The organism is Streptomyces gardneri (assembly GCF_006539185.1).
Taxonomy (GTDB): Bacteria; Actinomycetota; Actinomycetes; order Streptomycetales; family Streptomycetaceae; genus Streptomyces; species Streptomyces gardneri.
This window is the reverse complement of sequence record NZ_BJMN01000028.1, coordinates 64,435-83,310: the sequence shown is the minus strand read 5'-3', so window position 1 is coordinate 83,310 and position 18,876 is coordinate 64,435. Positions and strand designations below refer to the sequence as shown.

Here is an 18,876-nt window from a genome sequence, read left to right as displayed (position 1 = left end):
GACACATACGCACAGAGGACGCCCTGGGAAAGGGAGATGTCGTGAGCAACGAATCCTTGGCCAACCTGCTCAAGGAAGAGCGGCGGTTCGCACCGCCCGCCGAGCTGGCCGCGGACGCCAATGTGACGGCGGAGGCGTACGAGCAGGCCAAGGCGGACAGGCTGGGCTTCTGGGCCGAGCAGGCCAAGCGCCTGACCTGGGCCACCGAGCCGACCGAGACGCTCGACTGGTCGAACCCGCCGTTCGCCAAGTGGTTCGCGGACGGCGAGCTGAACGTGGCGTACAACTGCGTCGACCGTCATGTCGAGGCCGGCAACGGCGACCGCGTCGCCATCCACTTCGAGGGCGAGCCGGGCGACAGCCGCGCCATCACCTACGCCGAGCTCAAGGACGAGGTCTCCAAGGCGGCCAACGCCCTGACCGAGCTGGGCGTCCGCAAGGGCGACCGGGTCGCCGTCTACCTGCCGATGATCCCCGAGGCGGCCATCACGATGCTGGCCTGCGCCCGCGTCGGCGCCGCCCACTCGGTGGTCTTCGGCGGCTTCTCGGCCGACGCCGTCGCCTCCCGCATCCAGGACGCCGACGCCAAGCTGGTCGTGACCGCCGACGGCGGCTACCGCCGCGGCAAGCCGAGCGCCCTGAAGCCGGCCATCGACGAGGCCGTCGCCAAGTGCCCGCAGGTCGAGCACGTCCTCGTGGTCCGCCGTACGGGCCAGGACACCGCCTTCACCGAGGGCCGCGACGTGTGGTGGGACGACATCGTCGCCCGCCAGTCCGCGGAGCACACCCCGGAGGCCTTCGATGCGGAGCACCCGCTCTTCATCCTCTACACCTCCGGCACCACGGGTAAGCCGAAGGGCATCCTGCACACCTCCGGCGGCTACCTCACCCAGGCCGCGTACACGCACCACGCCGTCTTCGACCTGAAGCCGGAGACCGACGTCTACTGGTGCACCGCCGACATCGGCTGGGTCACCGGGCACTCGTACATCGTCTACGGCCCGCTGGCCAACGGCGCGACGCAGGTCATGTACGAGGGCACCCCGGACACCCCGCACCAGGGGCGGTTCTGGGAGATCGTGCAGAAGTACGGCGTCACGATCCTCTACACGGCGCCCACCGCGATCCGCACGTTCATGAAGTGGGGCGACGACATCCCCGCGAAGTTCGACCTGTCCAGCCTCCGGGTCCTTGGCTCGGTCGGCGAGCCGATCAACCCCGAGGCCTGGGTCTGGTACCGCGAGCACATCGGCGCGAACAAGACCCCGATCGTGGACACCTGGTGGCAGACCGAGACCGGCGCGATGATGATCTCGCCGCTGCCGGGCGTCACCGAGACCAAGCCGGGCTCCGCCCAGCGCCCGCTGCCCGGCATCGCCGCGACCGTCGTCGACGACGAGGCGAACGAGGTGCCGAACGGCGGCGGCGGCTACCTGGTCCTCACCGAGCCGTGGCCGTCGATGCTCCGCACGATCTGGGGCGACGACCAGCGGTACATCGACACGTACTGGTCCCGCTTCGAGGGCAAGTACTTCGCCGGTGACGGTGCCAAGAAGGACGAGGACGGCGACATCTGGCTGCTCGGCCGGGTCGACGACGTCATGCTCGTCTCGGGCCACAACATCTCGACCACCGAGGTCGAGTCGGCGCTCGTCTCGCACCCGTCCGTGGCCGAGGCGGCCGTCGTCGGCGCCGCCGACGAGACGACCGGCCAGGCCATCGTCGCCTTCGTCATCCTGCGCGGCTCGGCGACCGAGGACGAGAACCTCGTCGCCGACCTGCGCAACCACGTCGGCGCGACCCTCGGCCCGATCGCCAAGCCGAAGCGGATCCTGCCGGTCGCGGAGCTGCCGAAGACCCGCTCGGGCAAGATCATGCGCCGTCTGCTGCGCGACGTGGCGGAGAACCGGGAGCTGGGCGACGTCACGACGCTCACCGACTCCTCGGTCATGTCGCTGATCCAGACCCAGCTGCCGACCTCCTCCAGCGAGGACTGATCAAAGGCTGATCAAGGGCTGATCGAGGACCGATCAGCGACAGCCGCCGTACGACACGGAACGCCCGTCCCGAGCCTTCGGGGCGGGCGTTCCGCATGCCGGGCCGGACCTGCCCTCGATGGGACGAAAGCCGCGAACATCCATAAAGTGAATCCCGAAAGTGAATCCCGCCGGACACACCCTCCGCTCGTTAGGTAAAGTAAGGATCGCGTCAGGAACGCGTCAGAAAGACCTAGGTGAGCCGGGAAGTCTGGTCGGCATGTGCTTTGCCCTGCCTGCCCGACGGAGGATTCCCACGTGTCTGCGCCCACCGACCGAAAGTTCCTCGGCCGGCTCTCCCTGCCCGAGCGGCGGTACCTGACCGACGCCCTGCGCACCGAGACCGTCGGCGGCGTACTGCTCCTCCTCGCCGCCGTCGCCGCCCTCGTCTGGGCCAACAGCCCCGCGGCGGACAGCTACAAGTCCGTGCAGGACTTCCACATCGGTCCCGCCGCCCTCGGCCTCGACCTGTCGATCCAGCACTGGGCGGCCGACGGCCTCCTCGCGATCTTCTTCTTCGTCGCCGGCATCGAGCTCAAGCGCGAGCTCGTCGCGGGCGAGCTGCGCGACCCCAAGGCCGCCGCGCTCCCCGTCATCGCCGCGATCTGCGGCATGGCCGCGCCCGCCCTCGTCTACGCCCTGGTCAACACCCTCGGCAACGGCTCGATGGACGGCTGGGCCGTGCCCACCGCGACCGACATCGCCTTCGCGCTCGCCGTCCTCGCCGTCATCGGCACCTCGCTGCCGTCCGCGCTGCGCGCCTTCCTGCTCACCCTCGCCGTCGTCGACGACCTCTTCGCGATCCTGATCATCGCGATCTTCTTCACCAGCGACCTGAACTTCGCCGCGCTCGGCGGCGCCTTCGCCGGACTCGTCGTCTTCTGGCTGCTCCTCCGCAAGGACGTCCGCGGCTGGTACGTGTACGTCCCGCTGGCCCTCGTCATCTGGGCCCTCATGTACAACAGCGGCGTCCACGCCACCATCGCCGGCGTCGCGATGGGCCTGATGCTGCGCTGCACCACCCGCGAGGGCGAGAAGCACTCCCCCGGCGAGCACATCGAGCACCTCGTACGCCCGCTCTCGGCCGGCCTCGCCGTCCCGCTGTTCGCGCTCTTCTCCGCCGGCGTCAGCGTCTCCGGCGGGGCGATCGGGGACGTCTTCACGCAGCCGGTCACCCTCGGCGTCGTCCTCGGCCTCGTCGTCGGCAAGGCCATCGGCATCTTCGGCGGCACCTGGCTCGCCGCCCGCTTCACCAGGGCCGAACTCAACCCCGACCTGACCTGGCCGGACGTCTTCGCCGTCGCCTCCCTCGCCGGCATCGGCTTCACCGTCTCGCTGCTCATCGGCGAGCTCGCCTTCGCCGGCGACGACACCCTCACCGACGAGGTGAAGGCCGCCGTCCTCATCGGCTCGCTCATCGCGGCCGTCTTCGCCTCCGTCCTGCTGAAGCTCCGGGTCAGGAAGTACCGGGCGCTCATCGCCGACGAGGAGCGCGACGACGACGAGGACGGCATCCCCGACATCTACGAGGAGGGCGACCCGGCGTACCACGTACGCATGGCGGAGATCTACGAGAAGAAGGCCGCCGAGCACCGCGAGCTCGCCCAAGCGGCGGGGGCATCGCGCGACGACGCCGACCGTCCGGCATGATCTGAGTCGGACCGTGGAAGAGGACTCGCACCGTGTGGAGAGCCTCGGACCGCAGAAGAGAAGAGGGAGCAGCGATGAGCGACCCGTTCGACGGCACCGAGCGCAGCCTCGGCCAGCTGGTCGCCTCGGCGACCGCCGAGATGTCCGCGCTGGTGCACGACGAGATCGCCCTGGCCAAGGCCGAGGTCAAGCAGGACGTCAAGCGCGGCGCGATCGGCAGTGCCGCGGGCATCGCCGCCGGCGTCGTGCTGCTGTTCTCGCTGCCGATGCTGAGCTTCGCGCTCGCGTACGCCATCAACACCTGGACCGGCGGGCACAACGGCGACGGGGGCTGGAACCTCGTCTGGTGCTTCCTCCTCTCCTTCGCGGCGAACGTGCTGCTCGCGTGCCTCCTCGGCTTCGTGGCGTACGCCAAGTTCCGCAAGGTGAAGCCGCCGGAGAAGTCCATCGCCTCCGCGAAGAAGACGGCCGCCGTGATCGCCACGGTGAAGCCGCACCCGCGCCCGGAGGCGGCCAAGGCACTGGACAAGGCCTCCGCTGTGGCACGCTCGTCCGTATGACCCTCCCCGAGAGCAGCAACGGCAACGGCGGGCCCGTCCGGCTCGACGGGCCGTGGACCCATCGCGACGTGGCCGCCAACGGCGCCCGCTTCCACATCGCCGAGATGGGCGACGGCCCGCTGGTGCTGCTCCTGCACGGCTTCCCGCAGTTCTGGTGGACCTGGCGCCACCAGCTGCCGGCCCTCGCCGAGGCGGGGTTCCGGGCCGTCGCGATGGACCTGCGCGGGGTGGGCGGCAGCGACCGCACACCCCGGGGTTACGACCCCGCCAACCTGGCCCTCGACATCACCGGCGTCATCCGCTCCCTCGGGGAACCGGACGCGGCGCTCGTCGGGCACGACCTGGGCGGCTACCTCGCCTGGACGGCGGCCGTGATGCGGCCCAAGCTGGTGCGCCGCCTGGCCGTCTCCTCGATGCCGCACCCGCGCCGCTGGCGCTCGGCGATGCTCGGCGACTTCGCGCAGTCGCGGGCCGGCTCGCACATCTGGGGCTTCCAGCGGCCGTGGCTGCCGGAGCGTCAGCTCGTCGCGGACGACGCGGCGCTCGTCGGGGAGCTGATCCACGACTGGTCGGGGCCGCGCCCCGCCGACGACGAGGCCGTCGAGGTGTACCGGCGGGCGATGCTGGTCCCGTCGACGGCGCACTGCTCGATCGAGCCGTACCGCTGGATGGTGCGGTCCCTGGCCCGCCCGGACGGCATCCAGTTCAACCGGCGCATGAAGCGGCCCGTACGGGTACCGACGCTGCACCTCCACGGCTCCCTCGACCCGGTGATGCGGACCCGCAGCGCGGCCGGTTCGGGCGAGTACGTGGAAGCGCCGTACCGCTGGCGGCTCTTCGACGGTCTCGGCCACTTCCCGCACGAGGAGGACCCGGTGGCCTTCTCCACGGAGCTCGTCAACTGGCTGAAGGACCCCGAGCCCGACCGCTGACGCACCGTCCGAACAGCTTTCCGGCCACGCTTCTGACGCGGGGACAGACGCACAGGCATCCGTCGAACGGCCATGTGCCCGGCGCATACTCCAATTGGCGGGCCCCCGGGCGGTTACCGACCTTGGGGCACGGGCAGACGTCGGGGTATGGGCTGGACGCACGACTACGGTGACACAGCACGCAACCGCCGCTCGGCCGCTGGGCCGGGCTCCCGAGAAAGGGGGGGCCCGCAGGACCAGGGCCACGCGTACGCCGTGCCAGAGGTAGGGATCTCACGCATTCTGCGCCGCCGGGCGCGGTGGGTCTCGGCCCGGCTCCGGCATCCACGCGACACCCCCTAGGGGGTAACGCCCCGAAGGGGTACCGCCCCGGGGAGGCGCGCCGCTACAGCGCGCAGCCCTGGGTGTCGACCTCCTGGACGGCGGTCCGGCCGCGCTCGATGTCCTCGCGGATCTCGTCGACCGTCAGGGCGTAGCCCGTGTTCGTGTCGTCGAGGGAGCGGGCGAAGATCACGCCGGACACCTCGCCGTCCTCGGTGAGGAGCGGACCGCCGGAGTTGCCCTGGCGCACCGTCGCGTACAGCGAGTACACGTCCCTGCGCACCTCGTCCCGCTGGTAGATGTCGGGTCCCTTGGCGCTGATACGGCCCCGCACACGAGCCGAGCGCACGTCGTACGAGCCGTTCTCCGGGAAGCCCGCGATGATCGCTCCGTCGCCGCTGCGGGCGTCCTGCTCGGTGAAGTTCAGCGGCTGCGCCTTGAGGTCCGGCACGTCCAGGACGGCGATGTCGCGCTGCCAGTCGTAGAGGACGACCTTGGCGTCGTAGAGCTTGCCCTCGCCGCCTATCTGGACGGTCGGCTCCTCGACCCCGCCGACGACGTGGGCGTTGGTCATGACCCGGCGGTCGGCGAAGACGAAGCCGGTGCCCTCGAAGACCTTGCCGCAGCTCTGCGCGGTGCCGACGACCTTCACGATGGAGCGCTGGGCTCGGTCGGCGACCGGGCTGTCGGCGAGATCCGGGTCGGGCGGGGTGACCTGGGTGATCGGTTCGTCGGCGAAGGGGCTGAAGACCGGCGGGAAGCCGCTGCGGGCCAGCATGGAGCTGAAGTCGTCGAACCAGCGGGACGCCTGATCCGGCATCACCTGCTCCACCCCGAGCAGCACCTTGGAGTTCCGCACCTCCTTGCCCACGGTGGGCAGCGAGGTCCGGGCCAGGGCCGAGCCGATCAGCCAGGCCACGAGCAGCATCGCGACGACGTTCACCAGCGCGCCGCCGGTGGCGTCCAGGGCACGCACCGGTGACCAGGTGATGTGCCGGCGGAGCTTGTTGCCGAGGTGGGTGGTGAACGCCTGGCCGACCGAGGCGCAGACGATGACCACCATCACGAAGACGACCGTCGCCGTGGTCGAGACCTCGCTGTTGTCTGTCAGCTGGTCCCAGAGGATCGGGAGCAGCAGAACCGCGACGAGACCGCCGCCGAGGAACCCGACCACCGACAGGATGCCGACCACGAATCCCTGGCGATATCCGATGACGGCGAACCACACGGCGGCGAGCAGCAACAAGATGTCCAGCACGTTCACCGTCGATAGCCTCGCAAATTCGTTTCGGTCGCCCGGGGTCAGCCTGTCATGAGCGCCAGTCGAGCGGGACCTGCTTGGCCCGGTCCCAGGGACGCTCCCAGCCTGCGAAGTGCAGTAGCCGGTCGATCACTCCGGCCGTAAAACCCCAGACCAGAGCGGACTCGACCAGGAAGCCGGGGCCCCGGTGGCCGCTCGGGTGGACGGTCGTCGCGCGGTTCGCGGGATCCGTGAGATCCGCCACGGGCACGGTGAAGACGCGGGCGGTCTCGCCGGGGTCGACGACCCCGACCGGGCTCGGGGTGCGCCACCAGCCGAGGACGGGGGTGACGACGAAGCCGCTGACCGGGATGTAGAGCTGCGGCAGCACGCCGAAGATCTGGACGCCCGCCGGATCGAGCCCGGTCTCCTCCTGGGCCTCCCGCAGGGCGGCGCGCAGCAGCCCGCCGTCCGCCGGGTCGCCGTCCTCGGGGTCGAGGGCGCCGCCCGGGAAGGAGGGCTGCCCGGCGTGCGAGCGGAGGCTGCCGGCGCGCTCCATGAGCAGCAGCTCGGGTCCGCGCTCGCCCTCGCCGAAGAGGACGAGGACGGCGGACTGGCGGCCGGCGCCGCTCTCGGGCGGCAGGAAGCGGCTCAGCTGCTCGGGCGCGACCGTGCGGGCGGCCCGGTCGACGGGGCCGAGCCAGCCGGGCAGCCCGTCCCTGTCGAGCAGACCGCCGGTACCGGGGGCTCGGGCCCCTTCGCCGTGCACGTGCTCGTCCTGGATGTCTTCGTCAGTGCGCGTCATAGGCACCCCGTGTTTCACAACGCGATCGATGGACGTGTTCGTTCCCCGCGGGCTCGGCCTTGCGGCGCGGCCTTGCGGCTCGGCCCGGTGGTTCGGCCCGGTGGTTCGGCCCGGTGGTTCGGCCCGGTGGTTCGGCTGCTCCGGCCTTGCGGGCGCGGCGTGGGCCCGGGCTCGGCCCGGCTCAGGCGCTCGGGCTCAGCCGCTCGCGCCCAGTGGGGGCGCGGGGCGGCCCGGGTAGCCGGGCGGCGGGTCGAGCCGCTGGCCGGGGAAACCGCCCATCTCGTACTTGAGCAGCTTCCTCGCCTTCTCCGGGTCCGTCTCGCCCTCGCCGTACGAGGGGCAGAGGTGGGTGATCGGGCAGGCGCCGCACGCGGGCTTGCGGGCGTGGCAGATCCGGCGGCCGTGGAAGATCACCCGGTGCGAGAGCATGGTCCACTCGCTCTTCGGGAAGATCTCGGCGATCTCCGCCTCGATCTTGACCGGGTCCTCCTGCTCGGTCCACTTCCAGCGCCTGACGAGGCGCATGAAGTGGGTGTCGACGGTGATGCCGGGGACCCCGAAGGCATTGCCCAGCACGACGAACGCGGTCTTCCGGCCGACGCCGGGGAGCTTGACGAGGTCCTCCAGGCGGCCGGGGACCTCTCCGCCGAATTCGTCCCTCAGAGCGGCGGCCAGGCCCATGATCGACCTGGTCTTGGCCCGGAAGAAGCCGGTCGGGCGGATCAGCTCCTCGACCTCCTCCGGCACGGCGGCGGCGAGGTCCTCGGGCGTGGGGTACTTCGCGAAGAGGGCGGGGGTGGTCTGGTTGACCCGCAGGTCGGTGGTCTGCGCGGAGAGGACCGTGGCGACGAGCAGCTCGAAGGGGTTCCGGAAGTCGAGCTCCGGATGGGCGTACGGGAAGACCTCGGCCAGTTCGCGGTTGATCTTCCGCGCCCGCCGGACCATCGCGAGCCGCGACTCGGGCTTTGCGGACCCGGCGACCTTGACCGGCGCGGCGACCTTGGCGGGCTTGGCCGGCTTGGAGACCTTGGCCGGCTTGGCGACCGCGACCGGCTTGGAGACCGCGACCGGCTTGGAGACCTTGGCGGCCTTGGCGGCCGCGACCGGCTCGACGGCCTTGGCCGACGGGACGGACTCGGCCGACCGGGACCTCTCAGCCTTCCGATTTGAGGCTTTCACCCGTTTCGACACGCCGTGTTCGCCCACAGCGGAATTACCTTCGGCCGACACTCTTTCAGCCCCCTTGGCCTGCGCTCTCACCGGCGAGTTGGACACCCGGCCAGCCTAGGGGCCACCACCGACATCCGCCCCGGGCATGGCCGATCGGACCCCAATCGGGCCCCTGCCGTACGCACGGGTAGCCAAGTGCGTCAAACTTGTTGTGATTGATCGCACTGTTTTGTGCGTCCGGCATCATGGGACCCAGGTCCTTTGAGCAGGTCGACAGTATGGAGAGAACTCGTGGACGACGTTCTGCGGCGCGCCCCGCTCTTCGCGGCGCTCGATGACGAGCAGGCCGCCGAGCTGCGCGCCTCGATGAGTGAGGCGACGCTCGCCCGTGGCGACGCGCTGTTCCACGAAGGCGACCCCGGTGACCGCCTTTACGTGGTCACCGAAGGCAAGGTGAAGCTGCACCGCACCTCCCCCGACGGCCGGGAGAACATGCTGGCGGTCCTCGGCCCCGGCGAGCTCATCGGTGAGCTGTCCCTCTTCGACCCGGGCCCGCGCACCGCGACCGCCACGGCGCTGACCGAGGTCAAGCTGCTCGGTCTCGGCCACGGCGACCTCCAGCCCTGGCTGAACGCCCGCCCGGAGGTGGCCACCGCGCTGCTCCGCGCGGTCGCCCGCCGGCTGCGCAAGACCAACGACCAGATGTCCGACCTGGTCTTCTCCGACGTGCCGGGCCGTGTCGCCCGCGCGCTCCTCGACCTGTCGCGCCGCTTCGGCGTGCAGTCGGAGGAGGGCATCCACGTCGTCCACGACCTCACCCAGGAGGAGCTGGCCCAGCTGGTCGGCGCCTCCCGCGAGACGGTCAACAAGGCGCTCGCCGACTTCGCCCAGCGCGGCTGGCTGCGCCTGGAGGCCCGCGCCGTGATCCTGCTGGACGTGGAGCGCCTCGCGAAGCGCTCGCGGTAAGCATCCTCGTACGCGAAAGGGCCGCCCCGGCCGACAGACCGGGGCGGCCCTTCTCGTACGCCTACGGGCTCGTCGTCAGCGCTTCGAGCCGTCCACGATCACCGGGGCCGAGCCGCCGTTCGCGCAGGGCACGGTGTAGATCGGGTTCTTCGCCGCGGCCTCCTTGAACGCGTCGATGCACTGGTTCATCAGGACCTTGTCCGTCAGCGAGTCGTTGAGGATCTTGTTGGCGCGGGCGATGCCCTCCGCCTCGATCCGGCGCCGGTCCGACTCGGCCTTGGCGGTACGGGCGGCCTCAAGGGCACGCTCGGTCGACTGCTGCTGCTGGATCTTGCGGTCGATCTGGCCCTGGAGCGAGTCCGAGGGCTTCACGTTCCGCAGGTTGACCGTGGTCACGTCGATGCCGCGCGGGACGAGACGCTCCTTGATCAGGGCGCCGATCTCGGCGTTGATCTTCTCGCGGTCGGAGGCGTAGCCCTGCTCGCTGGTGTAGCGGGCGAAGACGTTACGGACGATCTCCCGGCTGTCCGGGTAGACGAGGCGCTGCTGGATGGCGTCCTCGCTGCCCGCGAGCTTGTACAGCTCGACGGACTTGGCCGGGACGACGGCCCACTTCACCGTCACCTCGGCGTACATGACACCGCCCTGCGAGGAGCGGACCTCGACCACGTCCTTGTCGGAGAGGTTGAGGTCGACGGGGCGGGTGGAGAAGGTCGTGACGTCGGTGAACGGCGACTTCACGTGCATGCCCGAGGTCATGGGCGAGCCGACCTTGCCGAAGGCGACCGGCACACCGACCTCGTACGCGCTGATCACGTACGTCATGCTCACGATCAGCGAGAAGACACCGGCCAGGACCGCTCCGAGGGCGCCGAACTTCAGCCCCGTCGAGTCGTTGGCTCGGCCGACGAAAAAGAGCACCACTGCGGCGATGACCAGCAGGATGGCGATGACGAACACGGGCGTTCCCCCCGAAAGCTACGGCCAGAAGTAAACGGAGCGTAAAACACGGGGTCGGCGGGCCGCAGCGCCGGGGCCCACCTCGGAACAGGATCGTGACGACCGCGCCAAACCGGTCCACGCCGAACCGGTCCGCGCCGAACCGGTCCACGCCGAACCGGTCCGCGCTACTTCGATCCGCGGCTACATCGATCCGCGCTGTACCGGTCCGCGCTAGACCAGTCCGCGCTCCCGCAGGTACTCCAGCTGAGCCCGCACGGACAGCTCCGCCGCCGGCCACAGCGAGCGGTCCACGTCCGCGTACACGTGCGCCACGACCTCCGCCGCCGTCCGGTGGCCGCTCTCGACCGCCGTCTCGACCTGGGCGAGCCTGTTCGCCCGGTGCGCCAGATAGAACTCCACCGCCCCCTGCGCGTCCTCCAGGACCGGCCCGTGCCCCGGCAGGACCGTGTGCACCCCGTCGTCGACGGTGAGCGAGCGCAGCCGCCGCAGCGAGTCCAGGTAGTCGCCGAGCCGCCCGTCCGGATGCGCGACCATCGTCGTGCCGCGCCCCAGGATCGTGTCCCCCGTCAGGACCGCCCGGTCGGCGGGCAGATGGAAGGAGAGCGAGTCCGAGGTGTGCCCGGGCGTCGGGACGACCCGGACCTCCAGGCCGCCGACCTCCAGCACGTCCCCCGCGCCGAGCCCCTCGTCGCCGAGCCGCAGCGCCGGGTCCAGGGCCCGTACGGCGGTCCCGGTCAGCTCGGCGAAGAGGCCGGCCCCCTCCGCGTGGTCCGGGTGGCCATGGGTGAGCAGGGTGAGCGCGATCCGCTTGCCGAGCTTCTCGGCGGTCTCGACGACATGGCGCAGATGGCCCTCGTCGAGCGGGCCGGGGTCGACGACGACCGCGAGGTCCGAGCCGGGCTCGGAGAGCAGCCAGGTGTTCGTGCCGTCGAGGGTCATCGCGGACGGGTTCGGCGCGAGCACGTTCACGGCGCGGGCGGTCGCGGGCCCGGAGACGACGAGCCCGCGCGGCTGCCCGGGCAGGGCGGCGGCGTCGCTCATCGCGCACCCCCGGCCGGGATGATCTTGGTGAACTCCTCGTGCCCCGGCCAGCTCAGGACCAGCTCGTCGCCCTCCAGACGCGCCTGGGCGAGTACGGGGGTCAGATCCTGCTCCCCGGCCGCCTCCAGCGCCTCCGCGGCCGTCCCGTACGGCTCCAGGGCGCGCAGGGTCGAGATCGTCGGCGGCATCATCGTCAGCTCGCCCCGGTCGTAGCCGGCGGCGGCCTCCGCGGGGCGGATCCACACCGTGCGGTCGGCCTCCCCCGAGACGTCCCGGGTGCGCTGGCCGGCCGGGAGCGCGGCGACGAAGAACCACGTGTCGAAGCGCCGCTGCTCGAACTCCGGGGTGATCCAGCGGGCCCAGCCGCCGAGCAGGTCCGAGCGCAGGACGAGCCCGCGCCGGTCGAGGAAGTCGGCGAAGTGCAGCTCCCGGGTGACGAGCGCCTCGCGGTCCCGCTCCCAGTCCTCGCCGGTGGTGTCGCCGACCACGGTGTCCGCGGTCTCCCCGGCGAGCAGGACGCCCGCCTCCTCGAAGGTCTCGCGTACGGCGGCGCAGACCACGGCCTGCGCCTGCGCGGGGTCGTCGAGGCCGAGGCGCCCGGCCCACTCGGCGAGGGAGGGCCCCGCCCAGCGCACCGGCTGCTCGTCGCGCGGGTCGACGCCGCCACCGGGGTAGGCGTACGCACCGCCCGCGAAGGCCATCGAGGCGCGGCGGCGCAGCATGTGCACGTCGGGCCCCGCGGCCCCGTCCCGCAGGAGCAGCACGGTGGCGGCGCGCCGGGGGCTCACCGGGGTGAGCTCGCCCGCGGCGAGGGCGCGGATGCGGTCGGGCCATTCCGGCGGGTACCACTGACCGTTCGGCTGAGCATTCGACATGGGCGGATGCTATGCGCAAGCACCGAAATGCACGAGGGCCGGACGGTGTGAGGAAGGCGGCGGCGCGGCGGCGGGCGGACGCGCGAGAGCCGGCTCCCCCACCCACGGGGAAACCGGCTCTTCACGGACGAACGGCGCACACACCGCGCGACGAACGGCGCGCGACGGGCTGTCAGGCCTCGACGAGCTCCACCTGGACCTCGACCTCGACCGGCGCGTCGAGGGGCAGCACGGCCACGCCGACGGCGCTGCGCGCGTGCACGCCCTTGTCGCCGAGGACCGCGCCGAGCAGCTCGCTGGCGCCGTTGATGACGCCGGGCTGCCCGGTGAAGTCGGAGGCGGAGGCGACGAAGCCCACGACCTTCACGACCCGCTTGATCCGGTCCAGGTCACCGACGACCGACTTCACGGCCGCGAGGGCGTTCAGCGCGCAGGTGGCCGCGAGCTGCTTGGCCTCCTCGGCGGTGACCTCGTCGCCGACCTTGCCGGTCACCGAGAGCTTGCCCCCCACCATCGGGAGCTGGCCCGAGGTGTAGACGTACACGCCCGACTGCACGGCCGGCTGGTACGCGGCCAGCGGCGGCACGACCTCCGGCAGGGTCAGGCCGAGCTCGGCGAGCTTCGCCTCCACGGCCCCGCTCACGACTTGGCCCGCTTCAGGTAGGCCACGAGCTGCTCGGGGTTGTTCGGCCCGGGCACGACCTGGACGAGCTCCCAGCCGTCCTCGCCCCAGGTGTCCAGAATCTGCTTCGTCGCGTGCACCAGAAGCGGCACCGTGACGTACTCCCACTTGGTCATGGAGGCGACTGTATCCGCTGCCGCGGGGCGGCCTCCTGATTGGGCGCCGCCGCCAGTGGTTAGGCTCGACAGCGTGAGCAGGCTCCAGGTCGTCAGCGGAAAGGGCGGTACCGGTAAGACGACGGTCGCCGCCGCCCTCGCGCTCGCCCTCGCGACGGAGGGCAAACGCACCCTCCTCGTCGAGGTCGAAGGCAGACAGGGCATCGCACAGCTCTTCGAGACGGAAGCGCTTCCGTACGAGGAGCGCAAGATCGCCGTCGCGCCGGGCGGCGGCGAGGTGTACGCGCTGGCGATCGACGCCGAGCGCGCGCTCCTCGACTACCTCCAGATGTTCTACAAACTGGGCGGCGCGGGGCGGGCCCTGAAGAAGCTCGGGGCGATCGACTTCGCGACGACGATAGCCCCGGGCGTACGGGACGTCCTGCTGACCGGCAAGGCGTGCGAGGCGGTCAAGCGGCGCGAGAAGCACGGCGGCCACACCTACGACCACGTGGTCATGGACGCGCCGCCCACCGGCCGCATCACCCGCTTCCTCAACGTCAACGACGAGGTCGCGGGCCTGGCCAGGATCGGCCCGATACACAATCAGGCGCAGGCCGTCATGCGGGTCCTCAAGTCGCCCGAGACGGCGGTCCATCTGGTGACGCTCCTGGAGGAGATGCCGGTCCAGGAGACGGCGGACGGCATCGCGGAGCTCCGCGCGGCCGAACTGCCGGTGGGGCGCGTCGTGGTGAACATGGTCCGCCCGCACGTCCTCGACGAGGCGGCCGTACGGGCCGCCTCCGGCGACCACCGGGACGCGATCGCGCGGAGCCTGGCCTCCGTCGGCGTCACGGGCGGCACGCGGCTCGTCGAACCGCTCCTCGACCAGGCGGCCGAGCACGCCCGGCGCGTGGAGCTGGAGCGGGAGCAGCGCGCGGTCCTGGACGGCATCGGCGTGCCCGCGTACGAGCTGCCCTTCCTCGGGGACGGCGGGGACATCGCGGGGCTCTACCGGCTGGCGAAGGAACTGCGGAAGCAAGGGGTGGGCGCGTGACGGAGAAGCCGACCGCCGGGACCGGCGCCGACACGAAGGGGCGCGACGGAGCGGGGCCCGACACGACGGGGCCTGACACGGCCGGGCTCGACACGGCCGGGCTCGACGCCGTGCCCGTCCTGGAGCTCGACCCGCTCATCGACGACCTGGGCACCCGCATCATCGTGTGCTGCGGCGCGGGCGGGGTCGGCAAGACGACCACGGCGGCCGCCCTCGGCGTACGGGCGGCGGAGCGCGGCCGGCGGGTCGTCGTCCTCACCATCGACCCGGCGCGGCGGCTCGCGCAGTCGATGGGCATCGACTCGCTCGACAACACCCCCCGCAAGGTCGACGGCATCAAGGGGTCCGACGGCGGCGAACTGCACGCCATGATGCTCGACATGAAGCGGACCTTCGACGAGATCGTCGAGGCGCACGCGGAGCCCGAGCGGGCCCGGGCGATCCTGGAGAACCCCTTCTACCAGTCCCTGTCGGCCGGGTTCGCCGGTACGCAGGAGTACATGGCGATGGAGAAGCTGGGCCAGCTCCGGGCGCGCGACGAGTGGGACCTGATCGTCGTCGACACGCCGCCGTCCCGGTCCGCGCTGGACTTCCTGGACGCGCCGAAGCGTCTCGGGTCCTTCCTCGACGGGAAGTTCATCAAGCTGCTCATGGCCCCGGCGAAGGTGGGCGGCCGGGCCGGCATGAAGTTCCTCAACGTCGGCATGTCGATGATGACGGGGACGCTCGGGAAGCTGCTCGGCGGTCAGTTCCTCAAGGACGTGCAGACCTTCGTGGCGGCGATGGACACGATGTTCGGCGGCTTCCGGACCCGCGCCGACGCCACGTACCGGCTGCTCCAGGCCCCGGGCACGGCGTTCCTCGTCGTCGCCACCCCGGAGCGGGACGCGCTGCGCGAGGCCGCGTACTTCGTGGAGCGGCTGGCGGCCGAGGAGATGCCGCTGGCCGGTCTCGTCCTCAACCGCGTCCACGGCAGTGGCGCGGCCGGCCTGTCGGCCGAGCGGGCGCGGGCCGCCGCGGAAAATCTTGACGAGGGGCGCATGACGGATCGGGGGGACGGGAAGGCTGGACTGAGTGGCTCCCCGGCCACGTCGCCCGAGCTGTCAGATCTCGCCACCGCCGCCGTTTCTTCCGTACCCGAGGCTGCCCCCACAGCCGAACCGGCCGCACAGCACCCCGACGTAGACGACGTAGACGCAGTCACCGGCACGGACACAGACACAGACGTACGACATCTCACCGCGGGACTTCTGCGCCTGCATGCCGAGCGCATGCGGGTGCTCGCGCGTGAGCAGCGCACGCGCGACCGCTTCACCGCGCTCCACCCCGAGGTGGCCGTGGCCGAAGTGGCCGCCCTGCCCGGCGATGTGCACGACCTCGCCGGGCTGCGGGCCATCGGTGACCGGCTCACGGCCGGGCGGATGCCCTCGGCCTGAGCCACCGGCCCCTGCCGGTCCGGGGGACTAGCCCACCGCGGCGTACGCCTCGTACGTCGCGTCGTCCTCGATCGCCACGGGCAGCAGGCCCGCACCGCGCTCGTACTCCGTCCGCGCGGTCTCCAGGAGCCGGCGCCACGACGTGACCGTCGGCCGTCGGCGCAGCAGCGCACGGCGCTCGCGCTCCGTCATGCCGCCCCACACACCGAACTCCACGCGGTTGTCGAGGGCGTCGGCGAGGCACTCGGTCCGCACCGGACATCCGGTGCACACCGCCTTTGCCCTGTTCTGTGCCGCTCCCTGCACGAAAAGTTCATCCGGATCGGTAGTGCGGCAGGCCGCCTGCGCACTCCAGTCAGCTACCCAGCCCATACCGGCGCCGTCCTCTCCCGAATCGAGGCTCCCCCACGGCGGTAGCGGCATATTCACCGCTGCCAGTTGGGACGTTACGGAAGGTGGGCACAGCGCAACACCCCCTTCGGGCCCAATCTTGAATGGCCCGAACGGACTATGCGTACGCGTCAGATCACCCAGGGGAGTGATCGAAGGACATGCGCGTGATAGCGGACATATCCCCATGGATACGTCCTTCCTCACCGGCCCCACTTGGGGCGCCGGGTGACGCATGATCCGGAAACGGACACGAGCTTCCCGTGTTTCGGGGTCACGGAAATTCATGCCGATGTCACGCGCGGGTCTTGATGCGAGACCGCACTGCTGTGACAGTTGTGAGCAGCTTAGGCCAAGGCATATACGCGTGTCCGGCGAATGAGAACGTAGGCTGCCCCCATGGCAAAGAAGCGCTCGGGCGGTGGTCTGACCGGGACCCAGCAGGCCGCCAAGTTCCTCGGTGTCAGTGTGCTCTCCGGAGCCGTGCTGGCGGGCATCGCCCTGCCCGCGGCCGGAGCACTCGGACTGGCCGCGAAGGGCACGGTCGAGGGGTTCGACGAGATCCCCTCCAACCTGAAGACCCCGCCGCTGAGTCAGCGCACCACCATTCTCGACGCCGAGGGCGGTCTCCTCGCCACGGTGTACTCGCGGGACCGGAAGGTCGTCCCGCTGGACAAGATCTCCCCGTACATGCAGAAGGCGATCGTCGCGATCGAGGACGGCCGCTTCTACGAGCACGGGGCGATCGACCTCAAGGGCGTGCTGCGCGCGATCAACCGCAACGCGCAGTCGGGCGGGGTCGCGCAGGGCGCGTCCACGCTCACCCAGCAGTACGTGAAGAACGTCTTCGTCGAGGAGGCCGGCGACGACCCCGAGAAGGTCGCGCAGGCCACCCAGCAGACCATCGGCCGCAAGGTCCGCGAGCTGAAGTTCGCGATCCAGGTCGAGGAGGAGCTGGGCAAGAAGAAGATCCTGGAGAACTACCTCAACATCACGTTCTTCGGTCAGCAGGCGTACGGCATCGAGGCCGCCTCCCAGCGGTACTTCTCCAAGCCGGCCGCCAAGCTGGACCTGGGCGAGGCGGCGATGATGGCCGGACTCGTCCAGTCGCCCAGCCGCTACGACCCGATCAACGACATCCAGGAAGCCACCAAGCGCCGCAACGTGGTCCTCCAGCGGATGGCCGACGTGAAGGACATCAGCCAGGCGGAGGCGGACAAGGCGAAGGCCGCGCCGCTCAAGCTCAAGGTCAAGACGCCGAAGAACGGCTGCATCACCGCCGTCGACGGCGCCGGCTTCTTCTGCGACTACGTCCGCAAGACGATCCTGAGCAACCCGGTCTTCGGGAAGACGGCCGAGGAGCGGCAGAAGCTGTGGAACCTGGGCGGTCTCACCGTCAAGACCACGCTCTCCCCGAAGGCGCAGGCGGCGGCCAACGAGGCCTCCGTGGCCAAGGTCAACAAGGACGACGGGGTCGCGACCGCCGTCGTCCAGGTCCAGCCCGGTACCGGCAAGATCCTGTCGATGGGCCAGTCCCGCCCGTACGGCCTGGACCAGAAGCAGCACCAGACGACGCTCAACCTCGCCGTCGGCAGCAAGATGGGCGGCACCACGTACGGCTTCCCGGTCGGCTCGACCTTCAAGCCGATCACGGCCGCCGCCGCCCTGGAGAAGGGGCTGAGCCCGGCGCAGAGCTTCGACACGCCGTGGAAGATCTCGATGCGGGAGAACGACTTCACTCGCTGCGACGGCAAGCCCGCCGGCTACGCCGAGTGGCCCGTCCAGAACGAGCTCAAGTCGGAGAAGGGGGCGTACGACATGACGAGCGCCCTCGGCAAGTCCATCAACACGTACTTCGCCAAGCTGGAGCAGATGGCCGGCCTGTGCGAGACGCTGACGATGGCGAAGAAGGTCGGCTACGAGCGCGAGCTGGGCAAGTCCATCGCACAGAGCCCGTCGGCCACGCTCGGCAGCCTGGAGAGCACCCCGCTCGACATGGCGAACGTCTACGCCACCTTCGCCAACCGCGGCATCTACTGCACCCCGGTCGCCATCGAGTCGATCAGGGCCGCCAACGGCGACAAGCTGAACGTGCCGCAGACCAAGTGCACGCGCGCGATGTCCGACCGCACCGCCGACACCATCAACCAGATGCTGAAGGGCGTCGTCGAGGACGGCACCGGTACGCGGGCCGGTCTGACCGACCGTGACAACGCGGGCAAGACCGGTACCACCGAGGGCCGCAAGGACGCCTGGTTCGTCGGCTACACGCCGAGCCTGTCCACCGCCGTCTGGGTCGGCGACGACGTCGGCAAGCGTGACGAGATGTTCGACATCACCATCGGTGGCGTCTACTACGACAAGGTCTGCGGTGGCTGCCTGCCCGGCCCCATCTGGCGGATCGCGATGACGGGCGCGCTGGACGACTCCGACCGGCCGCGCTTCACCCCCATCTCCGTGCCGCGGGCCGAGAAGCCCAAGGACAAGGAGAAGGAGGGCGAGGAGGGCCCGAACAAGCCGCGGAAGCCGCGCGACGGCAAGCCGGGCGACACGAAGCCGCCGACGAACCCGTTCCCCGGGATCACGATCCCGCCGGACATGTTCGGCGACGGTGACAACAACAACGGCAACCGCCGAGGCGGAAACCGCTGACGCGC

Annotated in this window: 18 protein-coding genes; 9 read left to right on the top strand and 9 right to left on the bottom strand. The window is 70.8% G+C overall.

Annotated features, from left to right (window positions below):
* Positions 1-41: 41 nt before the first annotated feature.
* The 5 genes from acs to SGA01_RS42170 all read left to right on the top strand — a co-directional run bounded on the left by acs (position 42) and on the right by SGA01_RS42170 (position 5,520).
* Positions 42-1,997, top strand: a complete 1,956-nt coding sequence (acs, locus tag SGA01_RS21790) for an acetate--CoA ligase (protein WP_141298109.1) — start codon at positions 42-44, stop codon at positions 1,995-1,997.
* 297 nt (positions 1,998-2,294) lie between these two features.
* The gene (nhaA, locus tag SGA01_RS21785; protein WP_141298108.1) at positions 2,295-3,686 is read left to right on the top strand and encodes a Na+/H+ antiporter NhaA; all 1,392 of its coding nucleotides are present in this window, start codon (positions 2,295-2,297) and stop codon (positions 3,684-3,686) included.
* Between the two features lie 74 nt (positions 3,687-3,760).
* The gene (locus SGA01_RS21780) at positions 3,761-4,246 is read left to right on the top strand and encodes a phage holin family protein (protein WP_141298107.1); all 486 of its coding nucleotides are present in this window, start codon (positions 3,761-3,763) and stop codon (positions 4,244-4,246) included.
* On the top strand, positions 4,243-5,178 hold the full coding sequence (locus SGA01_RS21775) for an alpha/beta fold hydrolase (RefSeq protein WP_141298106.1): 936 nt from the start codon (positions 4,243-4,245) through the stop codon (positions 5,176-5,178). Before SGA01_RS21780 ends, SGA01_RS21775 begins: the two co-directional genes overlap by 4 nt.
* Before the next feature lie 147 nt (positions 5,179-5,325).
* Positions 5,326-5,520, top strand: coding sequence for a hypothetical protein (locus SGA01_RS42170; protein ID WP_141298105.1), 195 nt, complete (start codon positions 5,326-5,328; stop codon positions 5,518-5,520).
* Positions 5,521-5,563: 43 nt separating this feature from the next.
* On the opposite strand, the gene SGA01_RS21765 is transcribed toward SGA01_RS42170, so the two are convergent.
* The 3 genes from SGA01_RS21765 to nth all read right to left on the bottom strand — a co-directional run bounded on the left by SGA01_RS21765 (position 5,564) and on the right by nth (position 8,819).
* Complete coding sequence (locus tag SGA01_RS21765) at positions 5,564-6,763, bottom strand: MarP family serine protease (RefSeq protein ID WP_141298104.1); 1,200 nt, start codon at positions 6,761-6,763, stop codon at positions 5,564-5,566.
* 46 nt (positions 6,764-6,809) lie between these two features.
* Positions 6,810-7,544 carry an NUDIX hydrolase gene (locus SGA01_RS21760; RefSeq protein ID WP_055642696.1) on the bottom strand — a complete coding sequence of 245 codons (735 nt, stop codon included), beginning with the start codon at positions 7,542-7,544 and terminating at the stop codon, positions 6,810-6,812.
* 195 nt (positions 7,545-7,739) lie between these two features.
* A complete protein-coding gene (nth, locus tag SGA01_RS21755) occupies positions 7,740-8,819 on the bottom strand; it encodes an endonuclease III (protein ID WP_371866103.1) in 1,080 nt (359 codons plus the stop codon).
* A 186-nt stretch (positions 8,820-9,005) separates the two neighbouring features.
* Between nth and SGA01_RS21750 the strand changes: the two genes are divergently transcribed.
* Positions 9,006-9,680 carry a Crp/Fnr family transcriptional regulator gene (locus tag SGA01_RS21750; RefSeq protein WP_015034542.1) on the top strand — a complete coding sequence of 225 codons (675 nt, stop codon included), beginning with the start codon at positions 9,006-9,008 and terminating at the stop codon, positions 9,678-9,680.
* 75 nt (positions 9,681-9,755) lie between these two features.
* Here SGA01_RS21750 and SGA01_RS21745 read toward each other — a convergent pair whose 3' ends face one another.
* The 5 genes from SGA01_RS21745 to sp36 all read right to left on the bottom strand — a co-directional run bounded on the left by SGA01_RS21745 (position 9,756) and on the right by sp36 (position 13,357).
* Complete coding sequence (locus SGA01_RS21745; RefSeq protein WP_141298103.1) at positions 9,756-10,640, bottom strand: prohibitin family protein; 885 nt, start codon at positions 10,638-10,640, stop codon at positions 9,756-9,758.
* Positions 10,641-10,853: 213 nt separating this feature from the next.
* Positions 10,854-11,684, bottom strand: coding sequence for an MBL fold metallo-hydrolase (locus tag SGA01_RS21740; RefSeq protein ID WP_055642694.1), 831 nt, complete (start codon positions 11,682-11,684; stop codon positions 10,854-10,856).
* Entirely contained in the window at positions 11,681-12,559 is an 879-nt protein-coding gene (locus SGA01_RS21735; protein ID WP_141298102.1) for an NUDIX hydrolase, read from the bottom strand. Before SGA01_RS21735 ends, SGA01_RS21740 begins: the two co-directional genes overlap by 4 nt.
* Before the next feature lie 172 nt (positions 12,560-12,731).
* Positions 12,732-13,202 carry a RidA family protein gene (locus tag SGA01_RS21730; protein ID WP_141298101.1) on the bottom strand — a complete coding sequence of 157 codons (471 nt, stop codon included), beginning with the start codon at positions 13,200-13,202 and terminating at the stop codon, positions 12,732-12,734.
* On the bottom strand, positions 13,199-13,357 hold the full coding sequence (gene sp36, locus SGA01_RS21725) for a Sp36 family protein (RefSeq protein WP_015034547.1): 159 nt from the start codon (positions 13,355-13,357) through the stop codon (positions 13,199-13,201). The genes SGA01_RS21730 and sp36 overlap by 4 nt, the downstream gene beginning before the upstream one ends.
* A gap of 73 nt (positions 13,358-13,430) precedes the next feature.
* Here sp36 and bagA point away from each other — a divergent pair, with 73 nt between their 5' ends.
* The gene (bagA, locus tag SGA01_RS21720) at positions 13,431-14,393 is read left to right on the top strand and encodes an ATPase BagA (protein WP_174867415.1); all 963 of its coding nucleotides are present in this window, start codon (positions 13,431-13,433) and stop codon (positions 14,391-14,393) included.
* A gap of 110 nt (positions 14,394-14,503) precedes the next feature.
* Positions 14,504-15,829 (top strand): ATPase BagB, encoded by a 1,326-nt coding sequence (gene bagB / locus SGA01_RS21715; RefSeq protein WP_141298158.1) that lies wholly within the window; start codon positions 14,504-14,506, stop codon positions 15,827-15,829.
* Between the two features lie 27 nt (positions 15,830-15,856).
* Here the strand turns inward: bagB and SGA01_RS21710 are convergent, their stop codons facing one another.
* The gene (locus SGA01_RS21710; RefSeq protein WP_015034550.1) at positions 15,857-16,201 is read right to left on the bottom strand and encodes a WhiB family transcriptional regulator; all 345 of its coding nucleotides are present in this window, start codon (positions 16,199-16,201) and stop codon (positions 15,857-15,859) included.
* Between the two features lie 417 nt (positions 16,202-16,618).
* Between SGA01_RS21710 and SGA01_RS21705 the strand changes: the two genes are divergently transcribed.
* Positions 16,619-18,871: a transglycosylase domain-containing protein gene (locus tag SGA01_RS21705; protein WP_141298099.1), complete on the top strand. Its 2,253-nt coding sequence runs from the start codon at positions 16,619-16,621 to the stop codon at positions 18,869-18,871.
* Positions 18,872-18,876: the final 5 nt, after the last annotated feature.

Coding starts and splice junctions, on each gene's coding strand:
- SGA01_RS21705 (WP_141298099.1), top strand. CDS start 16,619: ATGGCAAAGAAGCGCTCGGGCGGTGGTCTGACCGGGACCCAGCAGGCC.
- SGA01_RS21735 (WP_141298102.1), bottom strand. CDS start 12,559: ATGTCGAATGCTCAGCCGAACGGTCAGTGGTACCCGCCGGAATGGCCC.
- SGA01_RS21740 (WP_055642694.1), bottom strand. CDS start 11,684: ATGAGCGACGCCGCCGCCCTGCCCGGGCAGCCGCGCGGGCTCGTCGTC.
- SGA01_RS21780 (WP_141298107.1), top strand. CDS start 3,761: ATGAGCGACCCGTTCGACGGCACCGAGCGCAGCCTCGGCCAGCTGGTC.
- SGA01_RS21775 (WP_141298106.1), top strand. CDS start 4,243: ATGACCCTCCCCGAGAGCAGCAACGGCAACGGCGGGCCCGTCCGGCTC.
- SGA01_RS42170 (WP_141298105.1), top strand. CDS start 5,326: ATGGGCTGGACGCACGACTACGGTGACACAGCACGCAACCGCCGCTCG.
- sp36 (WP_015034547.1), bottom strand. CDS start 13,357: ATGACCAAGTGGGAGTACGTCACGGTGCCGCTTCTGGTGCACGCGACG.
- SGA01_RS21760 (WP_055642696.1), bottom strand. CDS start 7,544: ATGACGCGCACTGACGAAGACATCCAGGACGAGCACGTGCACGGCGAA.
- SGA01_RS21710 (WP_015034550.1), bottom strand. CDS start 16,201: ATGGGCTGGGTAGCTGACTGGAGTGCGCAGGCGGCCTGCCGCACTACC.